Consider the following 20,844-nt stretch of genomic DNA (forward strand, 5'->3'; position numbering starts at 1 on the left):
GCGAGGATCGGCTCATGGAACACGTGATACGAACCGTCCGCGCCGACGAGTGGCACCGGGCCCGCGACATCCGGCTCGCCGCCCTCCAGGACCCGGCCGCGCCGCTGGCGTTCCTCGACACCTACGAGGCGGCGGTGGCCCGGCCCGACGCGCACTGGCGGGAGCGGACGGCCGGGGCGGCGGAGGGCAGCGACGACGCCCGCCAGTTCGTGGCCGAGGCGCCCGACGGGTCGTGGGAGGGGACGGTGACCGTCCTGGTGGAACGGCCGGGCGGCGAGGTCCGCTTCGGTGAGGCGCCGGAGGCCGACCAGACGCACGTGGTCGGGGTCTACGTACGCCCCGAGGCGCGGGGCTCCGGGGTGGCGGAGGCGCTGTTCCGCGAGGCTGTGGAGTGGTCGTGGTCGCTGGGAGGGGCGCCCGTCCGGCGCGTACGGCTCTATGTGCACGAGCGGAACGAGCGGGCGGCGGCCTTCTACCGCAAGGCCGGCTTCGTACCGACCGGGGCCGTGGTGCCGCTGGACGGTGACGCGGACGGGGCGCTGGAGGTCGAGTACGAGGTGCGGCGGCCCGTCACGGTGTGAGCGGTGCGAGCGGCCGGTCGGGCCAGCGGGCACGGCCCTGTTCGGCCGAGCGGAGCAGGACGTGCGCCGGGAGGCCCTGTTCGTGACCGGTCGCTAGCAGGTCGGGGAGGCGGGGCAGTGGGGCCACGGCCGCGACGTCGTCGAGGACGAGCGTGAGTGGTGGGTCGAGCCGACCGTCGGATGACCGTGCGGCCATGCGGCGGCCGTGCTCGACCACGTCTGAGGCGAGCGCGGTCAGAAGGGGCATCGCGCCCGGGCGGGTCCTCGGGTCCTCGATCGGTTCACCCACCACATAAAGGGTGCCCCCTTCGGCGATGAATGATTCCAGCGCCAGCGAATCAGTTCGATTCGGTGCGCACGCCTCGCGGATGTGGACGGAGGACAGCGACGACAGCGCCCGTACCGTCAACTCCTGTGCGGCCTCGCGCCGTTCCGGGTACGCGGTGAGGGCCGACTCGAGCAGGCCGGCGTGGCTGTTGGTGGCCTTGGGGTGGGTGCGGAGTACGCGTACGGGCTCGTGGGCGCCGTTGTTCTGCGCCCAGCGGTGCACCTGCTTGAACGGCCGCCCGTCCACGGCGGCGGCGTGCAGCCAGCAGCCCAGGAGCGTTTCGGCGGTGTCGGCGACGGCGCCGTCCATCCGGGCCCGGGGGCGCACCGGGGCGAGGAGCGCGGCGGCGCGGAGGGCGGCCGTGGCGGTGTCCTCGCAGCCGCGGGTGGGCGACCAGTGCAGCCGGGCGGGCGTGTCGCACAGGTGGCCGGGGTCGTAGACCAGGACGGGGCCCAGCTTGGCGCGGGCGTCCTTGGTGTCCGCCCAGAGGGCCGGGTCGGAGGTGACGACCAGCGCGGGTCCGTCGGCCTCCTCGATCGCCCGGCGGGCCACGGGTCGCCGGGCGGAGGCGGCGCCGTAGAGGAGGCGGGGCGCGGACTGGTGTGCGTCCAGCACCGTGTCCTGGGGCGCGGGAGGCGCCGGGTACGTATGCGACAGGGGATCGGGACACGTACGCGGTACGGGATCGGGCTGAGCGGGTTTCGGGACGGGAGCCGGGGTGGGTGCCGGGACCGGCGCGGGGGCCTGCGCGGAACCGGGCGCCGGGCCCCTCCGTACCGCTGGTGCTCCCGGCGCCATGCGGGCCGCTCGGGCCGCCGCCCGTACCGCACGCCAGCGGGCCAGTGTCCCGAGCACGAACACGGCCAGCACCACCAGTACCAGCAGTTCGCTGATGAGCAGGCCCCAGAACAGCCCGTACCCCGAGAGCTGGCCGGGCGGCGTGGCCGGCCAGGCCCCGGCGAGGTCGTGGGGCTCGGCGACCAGGCCCCGTATCGCGAGCGGCGTCGACGAGAACGTCACCCCGTCCGGCCACGCCCCGTGCGCGAACAGCCCCGCCAGGCCGGTCGCCGTCCACACCAGCAGTGTGATGCCCAGCAGGAACCCCAGCAGCCCCACCAGCAGGCCGTCGGGGATGCCCCGTTCCTCGGGTTTGCGGTCCATGTCATGCCACCGTTGACTGCGAGGACTCGTTCATCTGCTGCTCGATGAGCGCCGCGCGCCGCTCCGCCTCCCATTCCGCGGCCTGGATGTCCTCCGGCACGGACGACTCCGTCATCGCCCGGTCCGTGTAGACCAGCGGCCGTTCCGCCTCCGTGACCAGGTGTTTGACCACCTGCACATTGCCGTTGACGTCCCACACGGCGATACCGGGCGTGAGCGTCGGGATGATCTCCACCGCCCACCGGGGCAGCCCCAGCACCCGGCCGGTCGCCCGTGCCTCGTCCGCCTTCTGGGCGTAGATGGTCCTGGTCGACGCCATCTTCAGGATCGCCGCCGCCTCGCGCGCCGCCGCCCCGTCCACGACGTCGGAGAGGTGGTGGACCACCGCCACGAACGACAGGCCGAGCCGCCGGCCGAACTTCAGCAGCCGCTGGAAGAGCTGGGCGACGAACGGGCTGTTGATGATGTGCCACGCCTCCTCCACCAGGAAGATGCGCTTCTTGCGGTCCGGCCGGATCCAGGTGTGCTCCAGCCACACGCCGACGATCGCCATCAGGATGGGCATCGCGATCGAGTTGCGGTCGATGTGGGACAGGTCGAAGACGATCAGCGGCGCGTCGAGGTCGATGCCGACCGTCGTCGGACCGTCGAACATGCCGCGCAGGTCACCGTCGACGAGGCGGTCGAGGACGAGGGCGACGTCCAGGCCCCAGGCCCGTACGTCGTCTATGTCGACGTTCATCGCGGACGCCGACTCGGCCTCCGGGTGGCGCAGCTGCTCGACGATGTCGGTGAGGACGGGCTGGCGGTTGGTGATGGTCTGGTTCACGTACGCGTGCGCGACCTTGAGGGCGAAGCCGGACCGCTCGTCCAGGCCGTGCCCCATCGCGACCTCGATGATCGTCCGGAGCAGCGCCAGCTGCCCCGTGGTGGTGATCGACGGGTCGAGCGGGTTGAGCCGGATGCCGCCGTCGAGCGCGGCCATCGGGTCCAGGCGGATGGGAGTTATCCCCAGCTCCTGCGCGATGAGGTTCCACTCGCCGACGCCGTCCTCGCCCTGCGCGTCCAGGACGACGACCTGGCGGTCGCGGAAGCGCAGCTGGCGCAGCACGTACGTCTTCTCCAGCGCCGACTTGCCGTTGCCGGACTCGCCGAGCACCAGCCAGTGGGGGGCGGGCAACTGCTGGCCGTACAGCTGGAACGGGTCGTAGATGTACCCCTTGCCGCTGTACACCTCGCGCCCGATGATCACGCCGGAGTCGCCGAGGCCGGGCGCGGCGGTCGGCAGGTAGACGGCCTGGGCCTGTCCCGTCGACGTACGGACGGGGAGCCGGGTCGTCTCCACCTTCCCGAAGAGGAAGGAGGTGAAGGCCTCGGTGAGGGCTGACAGCGGATCTCGCATCAGGATCAGGTGCCCCTAACGGCGGATGCCGGTCGCGAACGGCAAGGTGTTCACAAAGGCCCGGTGGTGCTCGCGGTCGCACCACTCCAGCTTCAGATACGACTTGCCGGCCGAGGCCCTGATCGTCCGCTTGTCCCGGGCCAGGGCCTCGGGCGTACGAGACGACACAGTGATGTACCCGACAAGATTCACTCCCGCCGCGCCGCTGGCGAGATCTTCACCCCGCTGGTCGAGCCGGCCGTGGGCGGCGATGTCGCGCGGGTCCACGGTGCGGTTCATCTTGGCGGCGCGGCTGGCCTCCGCCTCGTCGTTGGTCTTCTCCGTCAGCATGCGCTCGATGGCGACCTCGGTGGGTTCGAGGTCCATGCAGACGGCGACGGTGCGGATGACGTCCGGGGTGTGGACGAGCAGGGGCGCCAGGAAGTTGACGCCGACGGGTGTCATCGGCCACTCCTTCACCCAGGCGGTGGCGTGGCACCAGGGGGCGCGGGTCGACGACTCGCGGGTCTTGGCCTGGAGGTACGTCGGCTCGACGGCGTCCAGTTCGGCGGGCCAAGCGTTTCGTTTCGTCATCGCCTGGATGTGGTCGATGGGGTGGTCCGGGTCGTACATGGAGTGCACGAGGGAGGCGAGCCGCGACTGGCCCAGCGGCTGGCGCACCCGGATGTCGGCCTCGGCGAGGCGGGCGCAGATGTCGGTCAGCTCGCGGGCCATGACGACCGCGAGGCCGGCGTCCTTGTCGAGCTTGCGGACGCCGGTGGCCTGGCGGGCGGCGCGGGCCATGGCGTGGGCCTCGGCCGCCAGTTCGCGGGTGTAGTGCATGCAGGCGACGAGGTAGGCGCGGTGCTGCTCGCTGGAGGTCGACACCATGGACTGGAGCTGGTCGTAGGAGTCGCGGAGCCAGCCGGGCGCGCCGGGGTCGCCGCGCTGGGCGACATCCTTGGCGTGGGCGTCGGGGTCGGCGGGGAGGGTGCGGGCCAGCATCTGAAGGCGGGTCACGAAGCCGTCGCCGTTGGCGACGTGCTTGAGGAGGGTGCCGAAACGGTCCACCAGGGCTTCCTGGTCCTCGCTGTCGCGCAGGCCGACGCCCGGGCCCTCGATCTCGATGGCGGCGGTGACGGTGCGGCGGTCGGCGTGGAGGAGGACGGCGATCTCGTCCGGCCCGAAGGGCGCCGCGAGCCAGTTGATGCGGCCGATGCCGGGCGGCGGTCCGACCTCGACCTCCCGGCCGTCGAGCCGGGTGCCCGCCTCGACGGCGGCGGAGCGGTAGGCGGTGCCCTGGCGGAGGGTGCGCTTGTAGCTGCGGTTGATCTCGAACCACTTGTAGAAGGTGCGGCCCTTGTACGGGACGTACACGGCGGCGAGCGCCAGCATGGGGAAGCCCATGAGGGCCACGATCCGCAGGGACAGGACGGGGACCAGCAGCCCGCTCATCATGCCGAGGAACGCGCCGGCGATGATCAGGGCGATCTCGCCGGTCTCGCGGTTCTTGCCGACGATCGCGTTCGGCCGGGCACGGCCGATGAGATACGTGCGGCGGGGCGTGATCGGATGGGACTGGGTCGTCAACGCCCTGCACCTCCTGTGTTTCCTGTGCTGCTGCCGGTGCTCGAACCCGAGCTCTTACGGTGGGAGTGCGGTGTGCCGCTGGTGCCGGGCCGCGGGGGCGGGGGCGCGGCGGCGGGCACGGATCCGCCGCCTCCGCCCGCGCCGCCGCCGGCTCCTCCGCCGCCGGGCGGCTGGCTGCGGGAGCTGTGGGCGGCGACGCCACCGGACACGGCGTTGGCCGGCTGGGCGCCGCCACCGCCGCCCCGCTGGTGGCTGCGGCTGCTGTGGGTCTTGATGCCCTGCGAGACGAGCGCGGCGGGCGAGGAGATGACGGCGGCGGCCTGGGAACCGTCCGTGGCCTGCTTGCGGTTCGTACGGGCGGAGGCGATCTCGTCGCCGAAGCCGGGCACGAAGCGGTAGATCATCGCGGAGGCGAAGATCGCCAGCAGGATGATGGCGAGGCCGGACACGACGGCCGAGAGGGCGTTCGGGCCGTCGTCGGAGGACAGCGCCCCGGCGAGGCCGAGGACGATGACGATGACCGGTTTCACCAGGATCACCGCGATCATGATCCCGGCCCAGCGGCGTACGTGGCCCCACATGTTCTTGTCCACCAGCCCCGCGTACACGACGGTGCCGAGGAGGGCGCCGACGTAGAGCAGGGCGGCCCGGACGACGAGCTCCAGCCAGAGGATGCCGGCCGCGAGGATCGACACGAGGGATACGACGATCAGCATGATCGGCCCGCCGCCGATTCCTTCGCCCTTCTTGAGCGCCTCGGCGAACGTCCCGAAGAACGCGTCCGTCTGCCCGCCGCTGCCGCCGGCGATCACCTCGGTCACCCCGTCGGTCGCCGACACGACGGTGTACAGGATCAGCGGCGTGAACGCGGACGCCAGCACGGTGAGCCACAGGAACCCGATGGCCTCCGAGATCGCCGTCGCCAGCGGCACGCCCCGGATGGCGCGCTTGGCGACGGCCAGGAGCCACAGGACGAGGGTCAGGACGGTGGAGGCGGCGAAGACGACGGCGTACTGCTGGAGGAACCTGGGGTTGGTGAAGTCCACCTCGGCGGTGCTCTTCACGGCGTCGCTGAGCTTGCCCACGATCCACGCGGCCGCATCCGCGCACCCCCGCGCGAGCGACGCGAGGGGGTCGAGGGCGGTGGCGGGGTCGGCGGGGTTGGTGGGAGCGGAGCGGCCGCCGTTGCCGGCGGCCTTCTCGCCGTCCTCGCAGTAGTCCCTCGCCAGGCCGACGATCAGGTCGCAGGGGTTGTTGCTGCTGCTCGGCGAGGGGGTCGGAGGCGGAGGCGTCGGCGCGGCTGCAGCACGGCTCGCGAAGAAGAAGAGCGCCGCCTGCACGGCCGCTACGGCTGCGACGGCGGAGTGGGCGTGTCGGCTACCGCGCATAGGTGAAGCCTCCGTATCCGGCCACGGCACCGGCGATCTCGTCGGCGGTGGAGGCACGGTTGTCACCGTTGACCGGGGTCGGCCCCTCCTTCTGGCTTGATGACTCGATCCTCCAGTCATTGCCGACCCACTTGAGCTTCTCGGTGATCGTGAACCACGTCTCCGTCACCGGCTTGGTGGAGCCTTCCCCCGCGAGCCCCACAAGACCGGTACACCAGACCTCGATGGTCGCGCCGGTCTCGCTGGCCTCGAGCACCTTCGTGCCGACCGGAACGGTACGGGAGACGAAAGTGAGCCCCTCAGGGGCGGAGCCGTCCTCGTTGAGGCCGACGTTCTTCAGGAAGGTGCCCGAATAGGCGGCGTCCAGGCTGCCCAGCAACTTTTCGACGACGGCTGGATCGTGCACGGCACGCACGATGTCGTGACGCGTCGGCTGCTTGAACATCCCGTCAGACCCCAACGCCACCGCGTAATTCGCCGCCGCGCTCTGCGCCCCCTGTTCGTCCCGTGCGTAGCCCGACGGGATCGTGCCGTTCTTGCCGGCGACCGGCTTGACGCCCGTCGCGGCGGTGGGGGCGGTGGCGCGGTCGGGGGCGGCGTCCGAGGAAGAGGCGTCGCCGTCGCCGCTTCTGTTCGCGAAGGCGATCGCGGCGATCAGGAGCACCACCACGCCCACCACCGTGATCAGCGACCTCGAGTTGCGGGCCGGGCGGCGGGCGCCGCCGTAGACGCCGCCGTAGCCGTCGCCGGCGCCGCTGTCGGGCAGGCGGGTGCGGGTCTGGCCCGCACCGCCGCCGCCCGTGCTGCTGGCGCCGTCGTGCTCGTCGCCGAGGCTCATGACGGGTACGCCCCCTCAACCGGTTGCTGATCTTTATGGTGACTGGACATCAGGTGACGCGCCTCGCGGATGAGCCGGGAAGAGCCGGGTGGAGAGGCTGACGGAGGGTTAGACGGCCATCCCGTACACGATGGTGAACAGCGTTCCCAGCGACCCGATGATGAAGACCCCGGTGAGGCCGGCCACGATCAGCCCCTTGCCCTGCTCGGCGCTGAACGTGTCGCGGAGGGCGGTCGCGCCGATGCGCTGTTTGGCCGCTCCCCAGATCGCGATGCCGAGGCAGAGCAGGATGGCCACGGCCATCACCACCTCGATCATCACGCGGGCCTCGTTCCCCAGGTTCCCGAAGGGCCCCCAGTTGGGGGCGATTCCGCCAATGATGGTGGTGATGTCGCCTTTTTCGGCCGCCAGGTACATGTAACTCACCGCCCCTGTTGGGTAGTTCGACGCCCCTGCCCCATGGCACGGGTCACCGCACTATCTTCGCTGATGAAACCGCCCATGTGCGCAGACTTGGCTGGTCTCTTTACCCGATCCCCGCACCTTTGACCGGTCCGGGTGCCCTGACCTGCGAAAGCGGCGAATCGGGTGTATGCGAGTACGCGTATCGTCACTCTGTGTATCACGGAGGGTGACTCCGGGCAATGACTGTCGTTGGTGCACTGTTGGGGCGGTAACGGACACCCCGTCAGCGGTACGTCCCCACCAGGCGGGCCAGCTGCCGGCCGGCCTGGAGCAGGGGCTCCTCGCTGCGGGTGACCTGGGCCGTCACCTCGGCCCCCTCCAGGGTGCTGATGACCGTGCCGGCGACCTCGTGGGCGTCGGGCCGCGCGAGACCGGCGCGCAGCAGTCGGCCGGCCACCAGGTCCTGCCAGCCGCGCAGGGCGTCGGCGCACACCCGCTGGATCTCCGAGTCGGTGCCGAGGGTCTCCAGCGCGGTGGCCGTGACGGGGCAGCCGTCGGTCCAGCCGGACTCGCGCAGTGCCGTGGCGAGCAGGCGGGCGCAGGCCTCGACCGCCGCCGCCGGGTCGTCCTCGCTGTCCAGTGCCTCCCGCAGGATCGCGGCGAACTCCTCGTCCCCGTGCCGGATCGCGGCCACGGCCACGGCCTCCTTCCCGCCGGGGAAGAAGTGGTAGACGGAGCCGAGGGTGGCGCCGGCCTCCTTGGCGATCTGCTTGATGCCCGTGCCGACGTATCCCTGCCGCTGTACGAGCCGGGCGGCGGCCAGGACGATCCGGTCGCGGGTGCCGGGGGTGCTCGCGGGGGAGCCCGAGGGGGCGCTGGTCTGCATGCGCCGATTCTAACGAGCCATTGAGTAGAGCGTTCGTTCTAGAGGTGTGCTACGGTCTGCCCGTGCTCTGGATAGAGCGTTCGTTCTAGAAGTTGGAGGCTCCCGTGCCCGCTCCCGTCACCGTCATCGGCCTCGGCCCCATGGGACAGGCGATGGCCGCCGCGTTCCTCGACCACGGCCACCGCGTCACCCTCTGGAACCGCACCGCCTCCCGCGCCGACGCCCTCGTCGCACGCGGCGCGCACCTCGCCGGCACCGTCGAGGAGGCCCTGACCGCGTCCGGGCTGGCCGTGCTGAGCCTCACCGACTACGACGCGATGTACGCCGTACTGGACGGCACCGACCCCGCCGCCCTCGCCGGCCGGGTCCTCGTCAACCTCAGCTCCGACACACCGGCCAAGGCGCGCGAGGGCGCCGCCTGGGCCGCCGAGCGGGGCGCCGCGCACCTCACCGGCGGCGTGCTGACCCCGCCCTCCGGCATCGGCAGCCCCGAGGCGACCACCCTCTACAGCGGCCCCCGCGAGGTGTTCGACGCCCACCGCGCCACCCTGGAGGTCCTCACCGCTGCCGACCACCGCGGCGACGACCCGGGCACGGCCGCGCTGCTCTACCAGCTCAACATGACGATGTTCTGGACCGCCCTCGCGAGCTACTGGCAGGCCGTCGCCCTGGCGGACGCCCACGGACTGAAGGCCGCCGACCTCCTGCCCCTCGCCGTCGACGCCCTGAACCTCCAGCAGTTCCTGGAGTTCTACTCACCCCGCATCGACGCCGGCGACCACACGGGTGACGTCGACCGGCTCGCCATGGGCGCGGCGAGCGTCGAGCACGTCCTGCACACCATCCGGGACGCGGGCGTCGACGCCACCCTCCCGGCCGCCCTGCTCGAGCTCTTCCGGCGCGGCCTCGCCGCCGGACACGGCGCCGACAGCGCGTCCAGTCTCGTCGAGGTGCTGAAGAAGCCCGCCCCGTAACGCTTTTGGACCTACGTTGGTGTCGTGAGCGACATCGAATCGAGGATCGACACCAGCCGGCCCCACACGGCCCGCATCTGGAACTACTGGACCGGAGGGAAGGACAACTACCCCGTCGACCGGGAGGCCGGCGACCGCATCCGGCAGCTCCACCCGGGGATCGGCGCATACGCCCGCGCCGACCGGCTCTTCCTCGGACGGGCCGTGCGGCACCTGGCGGCGGACCGGGGCATCCGCCAGTTCCTGGACATCGGCACCGGCCTGCCCAGCGCCGACAACACCCACGAGGTCGCCCAGCGCGTCTCCCCCGACGCCCGCGTCGTGTACGTGGACAACGACCCGCTCGTCCTCGCCCACGCCCGCGCGCTCCTCGTCGGCACCCCCGAGGGCCGCACCGACTACCTGGACGCCGACCTCCGGGACGTCGACACCGTCCTGGAGGCGGCCGCCAAGACCCTCGACCTCGACCGGCCGGTCGCGCTCATGCTGCTCGGCGTCGTCATCTTCGTCGAGGACGACGCCGAGTCGTACGACGTCGTGCGCCGCCTCATGGACGCCCTCGCACCCGGCAGCCACCTCGTGCTCTCCCACACCGTCGTCCACCCCTCCATGCCGGACGTCGACGAGGCCGTCGCCTTCTGGAACGAGCACGGCACCCCCAGGCTCACCCAGCGCTCCCCCGAGGCCGTCACGCGCTACTTCGACGGCCTGGAGCTCCTGGAGCCGGGCGTCGTCCCCTGCTCGCAGTGGCGCCCCGACACCCCGGCGGAGCCGGTCGCCATGTACGGCGGTGTCGGACGCAAGCCGTAGCCGGGCCTCCCCGGCGTCCAGCCCCTGAACGGGCGGCCCGCCACCTACACTGTCGCTCGGTGGACTGCCACACGGCGAGGGGTGGTTGACGGTGCGTAAGGCGTGGCTGGTCGCCGGGGTGTCCGTCGGCGCGTGCCTGAGCTTCGTCGCGCTGCTCGTGGTGGGGACGTACTCCGCCGCCGCCGGACTGCTCGGCGGCGCCGGAGGGGCGCTCAGAGGGGCCGTCGGGCTGGCGAAGGGTGCCGTGCCCGCCGCGTACCAGCCGCTCGTGCAGAAGTGGGGCAACCTGTGCCCCGCCATCAACCCCGCCCTGCTGGCCGCGCAGCTGTACCAGGAGAGCGGCTGGAACCCCAGGGCCGTGAGCCCCGCCGACGCGCGCGGGATCGCGCAGTTCATCCCCGGCACCTGGGCCGCGCACGGGGTCGACGGCGACAAGGACGGCGACCGGGACATCTGGGACCCGGCCGACGCCATCCCGTCGGCGGCCTCCTACGACTGCGAGTTGGCCGGGTACGTGAAGAAGGTGCCCGGCGACCCGACGAACAACATGCTCGCCGCCTACAACGCCGGCGCCTACCGGGTCATAAAGGCCGGCGGGGTCCCCGGGATCAGCGAGACGCAGAACTACGTCCGGATCATCCGCTCCCTGGAGAAGAGCTTCGCGCGCCCCGTCGGGCGCGTGGAGCCGTCCCGGCAGGCCGCCGGGGCGATCTACTTCGCGCAGAAGAAGCTCGGCACGCCCTACCTGTGGGGCGGCAACGGCACCCCCGAGCAGCAGGGGCGGTTCGACTGCTCGGGGCTGACGCAGGCCGCGTACCGCACGGTCGACATCGAACTGCCGCGCGTCGCCAACGACCAGTACAACGCCGGACCCCACCCCTCGCGGGACGAGCTGCTGCCGGGCGATCTCGTGTTCTTCTCGGACGACTTGAACGACTCGCGCGCCATCCGTCACGTGGGGCTGTACGTGGGCGGCGGATACATGATCAACGCGCCGTACACCGGGGCCGTCATCCGCTTCGACAAGATCGACACGCCCGACTACTTCGGGGCCACCCGGGTAACCGAGGATGGCGCGAAAGCGTTGCCCACCGCACGGCCCTGAGCTGCGCGGACGTATCACTCTTCGATAACGTCATGGTGATCGTTCCGTGGAGAGTGGAACGTACCCCTCCTGCGGGTCGTTCCCTGGACCGACGATGGGGCGACACTGACCAGGTGACACAAGGCAAGGGGCCGCAGCAGATGGCTGGACTCGCATCGGACGGTTCGAACCCCGATGTCGGCCTGCTCTACGACATCAACGGCCTGGCGAAGGACGCCCCTTCGTGGTTCGACCGGATCATGAGCTTCACCGGTGAGTACGGGATCATGCTGGCGATGGTGCTGGTCGTGCTCTGGTGCTGGTGGAGCGTGCGCCGGCGCGGGAGCGCGGAGGACTCCGTCACCGCCGTCGCCGGCCTGGCCTGGGCCCCCCTCGCCGCCGGGATCGCCCTCCTGGTCAACATCCCCATCCGCGGGTTCGTCGAACGGCCCCGGCCGTTCAACGACCACCAGCTGGAAGTGCTGGTGGCCGGGAAGACCGACTTCTCCTTCGTCAGCGACCACGCCACCATGGCGATGGCCATCGGCGTCGGGGTCTTCGTCGCCAACCGCAGGTTCGGCCTCGCCGCCATCGGACTGGCCCTCGCCGAGGGCTTCTGCCGCGTCTACATGGGCGTCCACTACCCCACGGACGTCGTCGGCGGGTTCGCCCTCGGTACGGCGGTGGCGCTGCTCCTCGCCCCCGTCGCCCTCGCGCTCCTGACCCCCCTGGTGTCCGCGATCGCCCGCTCCCGGCGCGCCGGGTGGCTCGTACGGTCGCGGAAGGCGCCCGCGCGGGAGCGCCACGAGACGCTCGACATCGCCGAACCCCGGCTCGGCTCGGGCTCCGCCTCGGGCACCGGCGAGAACGACCTGGCCGCCTGACGCGACCGCCGCGTCCTCGCCCCCTAGACGTCCCCGCCCGCTGCCGAGGCCCCCGCTGCCGCCTCACCGTGCGCCGTCGCGTCCAGGCGGGCGCGGTCGCGGGAGCGGCGGGCCGGACCCGTCCAGCCGCAGGTGCAGCGGGCGACCGCGAAGGAACCCCGCTCGGTGGCCGTGGCGTCGTGGACGTCCCGGACGTCCGGGACCGTGGGCGTCGTCGGGTGATGCGCATGCACAGGTCCCACGGTACCGGCGTGACGGTGCGCCCGTGCGGTCGTTATCCGGATGGGGCATCCCCGGGTCCCCAGGGGCCAGGCCGGCGGCACAGTGTTGGGGGTTGGCAGGCGATGGTGGTGCAGCACAGGCGCAGGAGCGGCGCGATCGCCGCCGCGGCCGTCGTGGTGGGCGCGATGGTCGGCGGATGTTCGGCGGCGGCGGACGCCTCACCCGGCGCGGACCCGGGCGACACGGTGCGCAGGGCCCCCGACGCGCTGACACGGGCGGGCACGTCCAAGGCGCGTACGTCCATGGAGATGGCGACCGGCGGGACCCGGGTCACCATCCGCGGCGAGGGCGCGTACGACTTCGTCAAGCGGCACGGACATCTCAAGGTGCTGCTCCCCGAGGACCCCTCCGGCGCGGAGGGCCACCGCCCGATCACCGAACTCCTCGCCCCCGGCGCGCTCTACATGAAGAACCGCGGCGCCGGGGTCCCCGCCGACAAGTGGGTCCGCGTCGACACCACCGCCCTGGCGGACGGCAACCTCGTCACCGGCGGGGCGACCGATCCGGCCGCCGCCGCCGAGCTGCTGCGCGGCGCACGCGAGGTCACCTACGTCGGCGAGGAGGAGCTCGCGGGCGTGCCGGTCGTCCACTACCGCGGGGTCAGCGACCTGGGGCGCGCGGCGCGGGCGGCCTCGCCGCAGGTGCGCGGGGCGCTCGCGGCCGCGGCGAAAGGGTTCGCCAGGGACGCGGTGCCGTTCGACGCGTACCTGGACCGCGAGGGGCGGCTGCGCAAGGTGCGCCACCAGTTCAGCTTCGCCAACCAGGGGCGTACGGTCGCGGTCGCGTCGACGACGCTGCTGTACGGGTTCGGCGCCCCGGTCGTCGTGAGCCTGCCGCCCCGCGAGGACATCTACGCCGGCAGGATCAAGGCATGACCTCCGCCTGACCATCGCAAGAATGGTCCGGACGTGCCATGCGCGGTGCGTGTCGCGCTCCCTACGCTAGGAAGCCGGCAGCGGCAGGAAGAGGTGATGCGCGTGGCCCCGCCCACTTTGACGACAGTCCAGGACCACGTGGCCCTCGCCGAGATCGAGCTGTGCGGTGAGTTGATGATCGCGGCGTCGTCCGCGGACGGGGAGCGGCTCAGCGCGGACCTCATCGACGAGGTGCTGAACGTCATACCCGTGGGGCGCGGCGGGCCTGCCGCGCCCCGGTGACCGGCGGCCCCCGTCGAGGCCCCGTCAGGTCCGCATCATGCGGGCGATGGCCTTGGTCGCCTCCTCCACCTTCGCGTCGATCTCGTCGCCGCCCTTGACGGCGGCGTCGGCGACGCAGTGGCGCAGGTGCTCCTCGAGGAGCTGGAGGGCGAAGGACTGCAGGGCCTTGGTGGACGCGGAGACCTGCGTGAGTATGTCGATGCAGTAGACGTCCTCGTCGACCATCCGCTGCAGGCCCCGGATCTGGCCCTCGATGCGGCGCAGGCGCTTGAGGTGCTCGCTCTTCTGCTTGTGGTACCCGTGCACCCCGTGCTCGTGGTCACCGTGCCCGGCGGGCCCGGTCTCCCCGGTGCCGGATTCCGAGACCGGAAGGCCGGCCGCCTCGGTGGTCGTCATCGCGTCCTCCCGCTGTCCATCAGGGCCCATATACCCCTCGTGGGTATATGGTACCGATCCTTCGCCGAAGGTGGCCGGGGGCCGGTTCTGTTCACTGTGCCCGATGGGCGACACTGAAGAACGCCGGTTAGCCGTGGCCGGATGATGCGCCTAGCATCAGCCTGACCGAAACCCATGCACCTAGAGGACCCCACGTGCGCTTTCGTCTGACCCCCAGGGAGACGAGCTTCTACGACATGTTCTCCGCGTCCGCGGACAACATCGTCACGGGCTCCAAGCTCCTGATGGAACTGCTCGGAGCGGATTCGTCCGCCCGGGCCGAGATCGCGGAGCGGATGCGGGCAGCGGAGCACGCGGGCGACGACGCGACCCACGCGATCTTCCACCAGCTGAACTCCTCCTTCATCACGCCGTTCGACCGCGAGGACATCTACAACCTCGCCTCGTCGCTCGACGACATCATGGACTTCATGGAGGAGGCCGTCGACCTCGTCGTCCTCTACAACGTCGAGGAACTGCCGAAGGGCGTCGAGCAGCAGATCGAGGTCCTGTCCCGGGCGGCCGAGCTGACCGCCGAGGCCATGCCGCACCTGCGGACGATGACCAACCTCACCGAGTACTGGATCGAGGTCAACCGGCTGGAGAACCAGGCGGACCAGATCCACCGCAAGCTGCTCGCCCACCTCTTCAACGGCAAGTACGACGCCATCGAGGTGCTCAAGCTGAAGCAGATCGTGGACGTGCTGGAAGAGGCCGCCGACGCGTTCGAGCACGTGGCCAACACCGTGGAGACCATCGCGGTCAAGGAGTCCTGAGCTTCGTGGACACCTTCGCACTGGTCGTGACCATCGGTGTCGCGCTCGGCTTCACGTATACCAACGGCTTCCACGACTCGGCGAACGCCATCGCCACATCCGTCTCCACGCGGGCCCTGACCCCGCGCGCGGCGCTCGCCATGGCCGCGGTGATGAACCTCGCGGGTGCCTTCCTCGGCAGCGGTGTCGCCAAGACCGTGAGCGAGGGCCTGATCGCCACGCCCGAGGGTTCGCGGGGCATGGGCATCCTGTTCGCGGCGCTGGTGGGCGCGATCGTCTGGAACCTGATCACCTGGTACTTCGGTCTGCCGTCGTCGTCCTCGCACGCGCTGTTCGGCGGCATGGTGGGCGCGGCCCTCGCGGGCGGGACGACCGTCTACTGGGGCGGCGTCGTCGACAAGATCGTCATCCCCATGTTCGTGTCGCCGGTGGTCGGCCTGGTCGCCGGATACCTGGTGATGTGCGTGATCCTCTGGCTCTTCCGCAAGGCGAACCCGCACAAGGCGAAGCGGGGCTTCCGTATCGCGCAGACCGTCTCGGCGGCGGGCATGGCCCTCGGTCACGGCCTCCAGGACGCCCAGAAGACGATGGGCATCGTGGTGATGGCCCTGGTCATCGCCGATGTCCAGAACGCCGGCGACGAGATCCCGATCTGGGTCAAGATCGCGTGCGCGGTGATGCTGTCGCTGGGTACGTACGCGGGCGGCTGGCGCATCATGCGTACGCTCGGCCGCAAGATCATCGAGCTGGATCCGCCGCAGGGGTTCGCCGCGGAGACCACGGGGGCGTCGATCATGTTCGGCTCGGCGTTCATCTTCCACGCGCCGATCTCGACGACGCACGTCATCACGTCCGCGATCATGGGCGTGGGCGCGACGAAGCGGGTGAACGCCGTGCGGTGGGGCGTGGCGAAGAACATCATCCTCGGCTGGTTCATCACCATGCCGGCCGCGGCGCTGGTCGCGGCGGTGAGCTTCTACGGCGTGCAGCTGTTCTTCGGCTGACCGGCCGCGGGTCGCACCCCGCGGCGGTACGTGAGTGGGCCCGCCCCCTGGGACAGGGGGCGGGCCCTTCGCCGTGCGGTGGCACCGCCATGCAGCACCGCAGGACGTTCGATCCCCCCGACCGGATCCCCGGGGCCGGCTCCCCGCCCACCGGCGGCAACCCTCGACGCCCCCGGCCCGGGGTGACACCCGCGGGGGGTGCCGCTGGGGGTCGCCCCCGGGCGCGGTGCCTATCCGAAGCGGCCGGAGATGTAGTCCTCCGTCGCCTGGACCGACGGGTTGGAGAAGATGCGCTCCGTGTCGTCGATCTCGACCAGCTTGCCCGGCTGGCCGACGGCGGCCAGGTTGAAGAAGGCCGTGCGGTCGGAGACCCGGGCGGCCTGCTGCATGTTGTGGGTCACGATGACGATCGTGAACCGTTCCTTCAGCTCGCTGATCAGGTCCTCGATCGCCAGCGTGGAGATCGGGTCGAGGGCCGAGCAGGGCTCGTCCATCAGCAGGACCTCCGGCTCGACCGCGATCGCGCGGGCGATGCACAGGCGCTGCTGCTGACCGCCGGACAGCCCGGAGCCGGGCTTGTTGAGCCGGTCCTTGACCTCGTTCCAGAGGTTCGCGCCCCTGAGGGAGCGCTCGACGACATCGCCGAGCTCGCTCTTCTTGTACGAGCCGTTGAGCCGCAGCCCCGCCGCCACGTTGTCGAAGATCGACATGGTCGGGAACGGGTTCGGCCGCTGGAAGACCATGCCCACCGTGCGGCGGACGGCGACCGGGTCGACGTCCTTGGCGTACAGGTTCTCGTCGTCCAGCATCACCTTGCCCTCGACGCGGCCACCGGGGGTGACCTCGTGCATGCGGTTCAGGGTGCGCAGGAAGGTGGACTTGCCGCAGCCGGACGGGCCGATGAAGGCCGTCACGGAGCGGGGCTCGACGGTCATGGAGATGTCGTCGATCGCCTTGTGGGAGCCGTAGTAGGCGGTCAGGCCGCTGACGTCGATTCGCTTGGCCATTTCAATCACTTCCAGGTGGCCTTAGCGGCCGGTCTTCGGGGCCTTCCAGCGGGCGATGCCGCGGGCGACCAGGTTGAGGATCATGACGAAGACGATCAGGACGAGGGCGGCGGCCCAGGCGCGGTCGTACGACGCCTCACTGCCGACCCTGTACTGCTCCCAGATGTAGAAGGGGAGCGAGGACTGGGCGCCTTCGAAGGGGTTGGTGTTGATCAGCTGGCTGCCGAAGACCAGCAGCATGATCGGGGCGGTCTCACCGGCGATACGGGCGATCGCGAGCATCACACCCGTGGTGATGCCGCCGACCGCGGTCGGGATGACCACCTTCAGGATGACGCGCCACTTCGGAACGCCGAGGGCGAGCGCCGCCTCGCGCAGCTCGTTGGGGACGAGCTTCAGCATCTCCTCCGTGGACCGGACCACGACCGGGATCATCAGGATCGCCAGGGCCAGCGCGCCCATCAGGCCGGAGGGCGCCAGGCCCGCGATGAGCATGATGGAGAGGATGAACAAACCGGCGACGATCGACGGGATGCCCGTCATGACGTCGACGAAGAACGTCACGGCCTTGGCCAGCGCGCCCTTGCCGTACTCGACCAGGTACACGGCCGTCAGCAGGCCGATCGGCGCGGAGACCAGGGTGGCGAGGCCGACCTGCTGAAGCGTGCCGACCAGGGCGTGGTAGACACCGCCGCCGGCCTCGAAACCGGGGACACCGGCCATGGAGTGGGTCAGGAAGTAGCCGTCGAGGACCTCGACGCCCCGGCTGACCGTCACCCAGATCAGGGACAGCAGCGGTACGACGGCGAGGACGAAGCACACCCACACGACGCTGGTGGCGAGCCGGTCCTTGGCCTGGCGCCGGTTCTCGACGACCGAGGTCATCGTGTACGAGACGGCGACGAACAGGGCCGCCGCGATCAGGCCCCACTGGATGCGGCTGTTCAGGCCGGCGGCGGCACCGATGCCGATGCCGAGGGCGACGGACACGGCGGCGATGCCGGCCGGCGCCCAGCGCGGCAGGCGGCGCTGGGTGAGGCCGCCCTTGCGCGGGCCGGGGACGACCTGGGCCGGCTTCGCGTCCTGGATCACGTTGCTCATCAGGCGTTCGCCCCCGAGTACTCCTTGCGGCGCGCGATGATCAGGCGGGCCGCGCCGTTGACCAGCAGGGTGAGGACGAAGAGCACCAGGCCGGAGGCGATCAGGGCGTCGCGCCCCAGCTCGTTGGCCTCGTCGAACTTCGCGGCGATGTTCTGGGCGAACGTGCCGCCGCCCGGGTTCAGCAGGTGCAGCGAGATCACGAAGCTCGGCGACAGCACCGTCGCGACGGCCATCGTCTCGCCGAGCGCGCGGCCGAGGCCCAGCATCGAGGCGGAGATGACGCCGGAGCGGCCGAAGGGCAGCACCGAGAGGCGGATGACCTCCCAGCGGGTCGCGCCGAGGGCCAGGGCGGCCTCCTCGTTCATGCGCGGCACCTGGAGGAAGACCTCACGGCTGACGCTGGTCACGATCGGCAGGATCATGATCGCCAGCAGGATGCCGACGGTGAACAGCGACCGCGCGACCCCGATCTCGGTCTTCTCGAAGACGTACGTCCACCCCAGGAACTCGTCCAGCCAGAGGTTCAGGCCCTCCAAGTACGGGACGAGGAACAGGGCGCCCCAGATGCCGTAGATGATCGACGGCACGGCGGCCAGCAGATCGACCACGTACGCGAGGGGCGCGGCCAGCCGGCGGGGCGCGTAGTGCGAGATGAACAGTGCGATGCCGACGGCGATCGGGACCGCGATGACCATCGCGATGACCGAGCTGACGATCGTGCCGAACAGCAGGACCGCGATGCCGAAGGTGGGCGGGTCGCCGGCCGGGTTCCAGTCGAAGGTGGTGAGGAAGTTGCCCTCGTTCACCGAGAGGGCGAGCGACGCCCGGTAGGTGAGGAACACGGCGATCGACGCCATGATCACCAGGAGCAGGATGCCCGAGCCACGGGAGAGGCCGAGGAAGATTTTGTCGCCGGCGCGGCCGGTGCCGGCGCTTCCCGGCTTCTTGGCGGCCGGCGGCGCCGGCGCGTTGTCAGTCGTTATAGCCATGATCTTTCCGGTCTGTGTGGGAGAGCCGCGGTGGCGGCTCCCCTGGCGGCGGTGCACCGGATGGGGTGGGGCCGGCCCGGCGAGCGGCCGGGCCGGCCCCGTGTGCGCGGTTACGACAGGCCGTTGACCGTCTCGCGGACCTTGGCGTTGATCTCGGCCGGGATCGGGGCGTAGCCGGCGTCGGAGAGGACCTTCTGGCCCTCCTCGGAGGCGGTGTAGGTCAGGAAGGACTTCACCGTGCCGAGGCTCTCGGCCTTGTTGCCCTTGTCGCAGACGACCTCGTACGTGACGAGCACGATCGGGTACGCGCCGTCGGCCTTGGTCGTGTAGTCCAGGTCGAGCGCCAGGTCCTTGCCGGTGCCCTTCACCTTGGCGGCGGCGATGGCCTTGGAGGCGTTCTCCGAGGTGGCCGCGACCGGGGCGGCGGCACCCGTGTCGATCTGGACGGTCGGGATGTTCTGCGAGGTGGCGTAGCTCAGCTCGAAGTAGCCGATGGCGCCCTCGGCCTGCTTCACCTGGGCGGCGACGCCGGAGGAGCCGGACGCGGCCTGGCCACCGGGGGCGGGCCACTTCTTCTCCGCCTCGTACGGCCAGTCCGCCTTGGCGGCCTTGCCCAGGTACTTGCCGAGGTTCTGGGTGGTGCCCGAGTCCTCGGAGCGGTGGAAGGCCTGGATGGCGGTGCTCGGGAGCTTGGCGTTCGGGTTGAGCTTGGCGATCGCCGGGTCGTCCCACTTCTTGATCTTGTCGTTGAAGATCTTGGCGATCGTGGGCGCGTCGAGGACGAGGTCCTTCACACCGGGCACGTTGTAGCCGATGGCGATCGGGCCGCCGACCATCGGCAGGTTGATGCCCTGGCCGCCCTTGCAGATCTTCCTGGACTCGGTGACCTCGTCCGGCTTCAGCGCCGAGTCCGAGCCGGCGAAGCCGACGGTGCCCTGGTTGAAGGCGACGATGCCCTCACCGGAGGAGGACGACTTGTAGTTGATCTCCACACCCGTGCAGGCGGCCATGTAGTTCTTGACCCACAGGTCCATGGCGTTCTTCTGCGCGGAGGAGCCGGAGGCCAGCAGCTGGCCCTTGGCGTCGTCGCACTTGATGTTCGACGCGGCGCCGGTCTTCTTGCCGCCCGCGGAGGCGCCGGTGTTGTCGTCCGAACCACACGCCGTGAGGACCAGGGCGCCGGAGACGGCGAGGGCGCCGAGCGCGGTGGCGCGAAGCCCGTTCTTGCGCGAAAGCTTCACTTTCGGGTGTTCCTTCCAGGAGCCGCCGGCCGGAGTCGTGTCGTGTGGCGGCGTGTGTCGGGGAGTGATGGTGGCGGCGCGCCGTGCGGAGCGGTCCGTTCACCGTGCACTGCCGAAATTAGGCAGAACAGGTGAAGCGGCCGACGGAGGAGAGTGAACGACAGGTGAACCGTGACGGAAGCCGCGGTGAGGGCCGGTGCGGCTCATTGTCCCGGCGTGCCGCGCCGGCCCGCGGTGCCCCTTGTGCGGGGCGTGGGCCTTGTGCTGCGGGGCGTACGGGACCGTCGGCAGGCCGTTGCGCGGGGGCGTGCGCCGGATCGTGCGGTACGCGGGGCGGTACCGGATCCACCCGGGCGGGGGACGGGCGCCGGGACGGGCGGTAGCCCGTGGGTGTGGGGCGGGTGGCTTCGCTCCCGGCCGGGAAGCTCTTCGGTTGCGCCCGGTGGGTATGGTCGGGGCCCCTCCGGGCTCACCTCCTCGGGGTCGGCGGGGCACCCCTGTACTTTTCTCGCCGTTTCGCGCCGCCGATCCCCTGCGGGGGC

At 71.0% G+C, this 20,844-nt stretch carries 22 protein-coding genes; 9 read left to right on the forward strand and 13 right to left on the reverse strand.

The annotated features are described in order from the left end of the window. Window positions 1–14 precede the first annotated feature (14 nt). A complete protein-coding gene (locus EIZ62_RS17260) occupies window positions 15–581 on the forward strand; it encodes a GNAT family N-acetyltransferase (RefSeq protein ID WP_156693545.1) in 567 nt (188 codons plus the stop codon). On the opposite strand, the gene EIZ62_RS17265 is transcribed toward EIZ62_RS17260, so the two are convergent. From EIZ62_RS17265 to EIZ62_RS17295, 7 genes are all read right to left on the reverse strand, one after another. Then, on the reverse strand, window positions 571–2,070 hold the full coding sequence (locus EIZ62_RS17265) for a type IV secretory system conjugative DNA transfer family protein (RefSeq protein WP_156693546.1): 1,500 nt from the start codon (window positions 2,068–2,070) through the stop codon (window positions 571–573). The genes EIZ62_RS17260 and EIZ62_RS17265 overlap by 11 nt on opposite strands. A 1-nt stretch (window position 2,071) precedes the next feature. Next, on the reverse strand, window positions 2,072–3,472 hold the full coding sequence (locus tag EIZ62_RS17270) for an ATP-binding protein (protein WP_156693547.1): 1,401 nt from the start codon (window positions 3,470–3,472) through the stop codon (window positions 2,072–2,074). 15 nt (window positions 3,473–3,487) lie between these two features. After that, window positions 3,488–5,041, reverse strand: a complete 1,554-nt coding sequence (locus EIZ62_RS17275; protein ID WP_156693548.1) for an SCO6880 family protein — start codon at window positions 5,039–5,041, stop codon at window positions 3,488–3,490. Further along, on the reverse strand, window positions 5,038–6,429 hold the full coding sequence (locus tag EIZ62_RS17280; RefSeq protein ID WP_208827959.1) for a hypothetical protein: 1,392 nt from the start codon (window positions 6,427–6,429) through the stop codon (window positions 5,038–5,040). Before EIZ62_RS17280 ends, EIZ62_RS17275 begins: the two co-directional genes overlap by 4 nt. Further along, window positions 6,419–7,267: a hypothetical protein gene (locus tag EIZ62_RS17285; protein WP_156693549.1), complete on the reverse strand. Its 849-nt coding sequence runs from the start codon at window positions 7,265–7,267 to the stop codon at window positions 6,419–6,421. The genes EIZ62_RS17280 and EIZ62_RS17285 overlap by 11 nt, the downstream gene beginning before the upstream one ends. A 108-nt stretch (window positions 7,268–7,375) precedes the next feature. Further along, the gene (locus EIZ62_RS17290) at window positions 7,376–7,684 is read right to left on the reverse strand and encodes a hypothetical protein (RefSeq protein ID WP_156693550.1); all 309 of its coding nucleotides are present in this window, start codon (window positions 7,682–7,684) and stop codon (window positions 7,376–7,378) included. Between the two features lie 271 nt (window positions 7,685–7,955). Then, window positions 7,956–8,558, reverse strand: coding sequence for a TetR/AcrR family transcriptional regulator (locus tag EIZ62_RS17295; protein ID WP_156693551.1), 603 nt, complete (start codon window positions 8,556–8,558; stop codon window positions 7,956–7,958). Window positions 8,559–8,662: 104 nt separating this feature from the next. Between EIZ62_RS17295 and EIZ62_RS17300 the strand changes: the two genes are divergently transcribed. The 4 genes from EIZ62_RS17300 (at window position 8,663) to EIZ62_RS17315 (ending at window position 12,310) form a co-directional block, all read left to right on the forward strand. Further along, window positions 8,663–9,532, forward strand: coding sequence for an NAD(P)-dependent oxidoreductase (locus EIZ62_RS17300; RefSeq protein ID WP_425281826.1), 870 nt, complete (start codon window positions 8,663–8,665; stop codon window positions 9,530–9,532). Window positions 9,533–9,556: 24 nt separating this feature from the next. Continuing rightward, window positions 9,557–10,342, forward strand: coding sequence for an SAM-dependent methyltransferase (locus tag EIZ62_RS17305; RefSeq protein ID WP_156693553.1), 786 nt, complete (start codon window positions 9,557–9,559; stop codon window positions 10,340–10,342). 91 nt (window positions 10,343–10,433) lie between these two features. After that, window positions 10,434–11,447: a C40 family peptidase gene (locus tag EIZ62_RS17310; protein WP_156693554.1), complete on the forward strand. Its 1,014-nt coding sequence runs from the start codon at window positions 10,434–10,436 to the stop codon at window positions 11,445–11,447. 140 nt (window positions 11,448–11,587) lie between these two features. Next, a complete protein-coding gene (locus EIZ62_RS17315) occupies window positions 11,588–12,310 on the forward strand; it encodes a phosphatase PAP2 family protein (protein ID WP_156693555.1) in 723 nt (240 codons plus the stop codon). Window positions 12,311–12,333: 23 nt separating this feature from the next. Here the strand turns inward: EIZ62_RS17315 and EIZ62_RS17320 are convergent, their stop codons facing one another. After that, window positions 12,334–12,543 (reverse strand): hypothetical protein, encoded by a 210-nt coding sequence (locus EIZ62_RS17320; RefSeq protein ID WP_156693556.1) that lies wholly within the window; start codon window positions 12,541–12,543, stop codon window positions 12,334–12,336. A 111-nt stretch (window positions 12,544–12,654) separates the two neighbouring features. Between EIZ62_RS17320 and EIZ62_RS17325 the strand changes: the two genes are divergently transcribed. Both EIZ62_RS17325 and EIZ62_RS17330 read left to right on the forward strand, forming a co-directional pair. Then, the gene (locus EIZ62_RS17325; RefSeq protein ID WP_156693557.1) at window positions 12,655–13,467 is read left to right on the forward strand and encodes an SCO4651 family lipoprotein; all 813 of its coding nucleotides are present in this window, start codon (window positions 12,655–12,657) and stop codon (window positions 13,465–13,467) included. A 96-nt stretch (window positions 13,468–13,563) separates the two neighbouring features. Continuing rightward, window positions 13,564–13,749 carry a hypothetical protein gene (locus tag EIZ62_RS17330; RefSeq protein ID WP_156693558.1) on the forward strand — a complete coding sequence of 62 codons (186 nt, stop codon included), beginning with the start codon at window positions 13,564–13,566 and terminating at the stop codon, window positions 13,747–13,749. A gap of 24 nt (window positions 13,750–13,773) precedes the next feature. On the opposite strand, the gene EIZ62_RS17335 is transcribed toward EIZ62_RS17330, so the two are convergent. After that, window positions 13,774–14,145: a metal-sensitive transcriptional regulator gene (locus tag EIZ62_RS17335; protein WP_156693559.1), complete on the reverse strand. Its 372-nt coding sequence runs from the start codon at window positions 14,143–14,145 to the stop codon at window positions 13,774–13,776. A 194-nt stretch (window positions 14,146–14,339) separates the two neighbouring features. Between EIZ62_RS17335 and EIZ62_RS17340 the strand changes: the two genes are divergently transcribed. Both EIZ62_RS17340 and EIZ62_RS17345 read left to right on the forward strand, forming a co-directional pair. Continuing rightward, window positions 14,340–14,960 carry a DUF47 domain-containing protein gene (locus tag EIZ62_RS17340; protein ID WP_156693560.1) on the forward strand — a complete coding sequence of 207 codons (621 nt, stop codon included), beginning with the start codon at window positions 14,340–14,342 and terminating at the stop codon, window positions 14,958–14,960. 5 nt (window positions 14,961–14,965) lie between these two features. Beyond that, entirely contained in the window at window positions 14,966–15,964 is a 999-nt protein-coding gene (locus tag EIZ62_RS17345) for an inorganic phosphate transporter (RefSeq protein WP_156693561.1), read from the forward strand. Window positions 15,965–16,194: 230 nt separating this feature from the next. Here EIZ62_RS17345 and pstB read toward each other — a convergent pair whose 3' ends face one another. The 4 genes from pstB to pstS all read right to left on the reverse strand — a co-directional run bounded on the left by pstB (window position 16,195) and on the right by pstS (window position 20,302). Then, window positions 16,195–16,971 carry a phosphate ABC transporter ATP-binding protein PstB gene (gene pstB / locus EIZ62_RS17350; protein ID WP_156693562.1) on the reverse strand — a complete coding sequence of 259 codons (777 nt, stop codon included), beginning with the start codon at window positions 16,969–16,971 and terminating at the stop codon, window positions 16,195–16,197. A gap of 21 nt (window positions 16,972–16,992) precedes the next feature. After that, on the reverse strand, window positions 16,993–18,072 hold the full coding sequence (pstA, locus tag EIZ62_RS17355; RefSeq protein WP_156693563.1) for a phosphate ABC transporter permease PstA: 1,080 nt from the start codon (window positions 18,070–18,072) through the stop codon (window positions 16,993–16,995). Next, window positions 18,072–19,061 carry a phosphate ABC transporter permease subunit PstC gene (pstC, locus tag EIZ62_RS17360; protein ID WP_156693564.1) on the reverse strand — a complete coding sequence of 330 codons (990 nt, stop codon included), beginning with the start codon at window positions 19,059–19,061 and terminating at the stop codon, window positions 18,072–18,074. Before pstC ends, pstA begins: the two co-directional genes overlap by 1 nt. A 110-nt stretch (window positions 19,062–19,171) precedes the next feature. Continuing rightward, a complete protein-coding gene (gene pstS / locus EIZ62_RS17365; protein WP_156693565.1) occupies window positions 19,172–20,302 on the reverse strand; it encodes a phosphate ABC transporter substrate-binding protein PstS in 1,131 nt (376 codons plus the stop codon). Window positions 20,303–20,844: the final 542 nt, after the last annotated feature.

This window comes from Streptomyces ficellus (assembly GCF_009739905.1).
Lineage (GTDB): Bacteria > Actinomycetota > Actinomycetes > Streptomycetales > Streptomycetaceae > Streptomyces > Streptomyces ficellus_A.

Coding starts and splice junctions, on each gene's coding strand:
- EIZ62_RS17330 (WP_156693558.1), top strand. CDS start 13,564: ATGCGCGTGGCCCCGCCCACTTTGACGACAGTCCAGGACCACGTGGCC.
- EIZ62_RS17335 (WP_156693559.1), bottom strand. CDS start 14,145: ATGACGACCACCGAGGCGGCCGGCCTTCCGGTCTCGGAATCCGGCACC.
- EIZ62_RS17315 (WP_156693555.1), top strand. CDS start 11,588: ATGGCTGGACTCGCATCGGACGGTTCGAACCCCGATGTCGGCCTGCTC.
- EIZ62_RS17290 (WP_156693550.1), bottom strand. CDS start 7,684: ATGTACCTGGCGGCCGAAAAAGGCGACATCACCACCATCATTGGCGGA.
- pstC (WP_156693564.1), bottom strand. CDS start 19,061: ATGGCTATAACGACTGACAACGCGCCGGCGCCGCCGGCCGCCAAGAAG.
- EIZ62_RS17285 (WP_156693549.1), bottom strand. CDS start 7,267: ATGAGCCTCGGCGACGAGCACGACGGCGCCAGCAGCACGGGCGGCGGC.
- EIZ62_RS17270 (WP_156693547.1), bottom strand. CDS start 3,472: ATGCGAGATCCGCTGTCAGCCCTCACCGAGGCCTTCACCTCCTTCCTC.
- EIZ62_RS17265 (WP_156693546.1), bottom strand. CDS start 2,070: ATGGACCGCAAACCCGAGGAACGGGGCATCCCCGACGGCCTGCTGGTG.
- EIZ62_RS17280 (WP_208827959.1), bottom strand. CDS start 6,429: ATGCGCGGTAGCCGACACGCCCACTCCGCCGTCGCAGCCGTAGCGGCC.
- EIZ62_RS17260 (WP_156693545.1), top strand. CDS start 15: ATGGAACACGTGATACGAACCGTCCGCGCCGACGAGTGGCACCGGGCC.
- EIZ62_RS17295 (WP_156693551.1), bottom strand. CDS start 8,558: ATGCAGACCAGCGCCCCCTCGGGCTCCCCCGCGAGCACCCCCGGCACC.
- pstA (WP_156693563.1), bottom strand. CDS start 18,072: ATGAGCAACGTGATCCAGGACGCGAAGCCGGCCCAGGTCGTCCCCGGC.
- EIZ62_RS17325 (WP_156693557.1), top strand. CDS start 12,655: ATGGTGGTGCAGCACAGGCGCAGGAGCGGCGCGATCGCCGCCGCGGCC.
- pstB (WP_156693562.1), bottom strand. CDS start 16,971: ATGGCCAAGCGAATCGACGTCAGCGGCCTGACCGCCTACTACGGCTCC.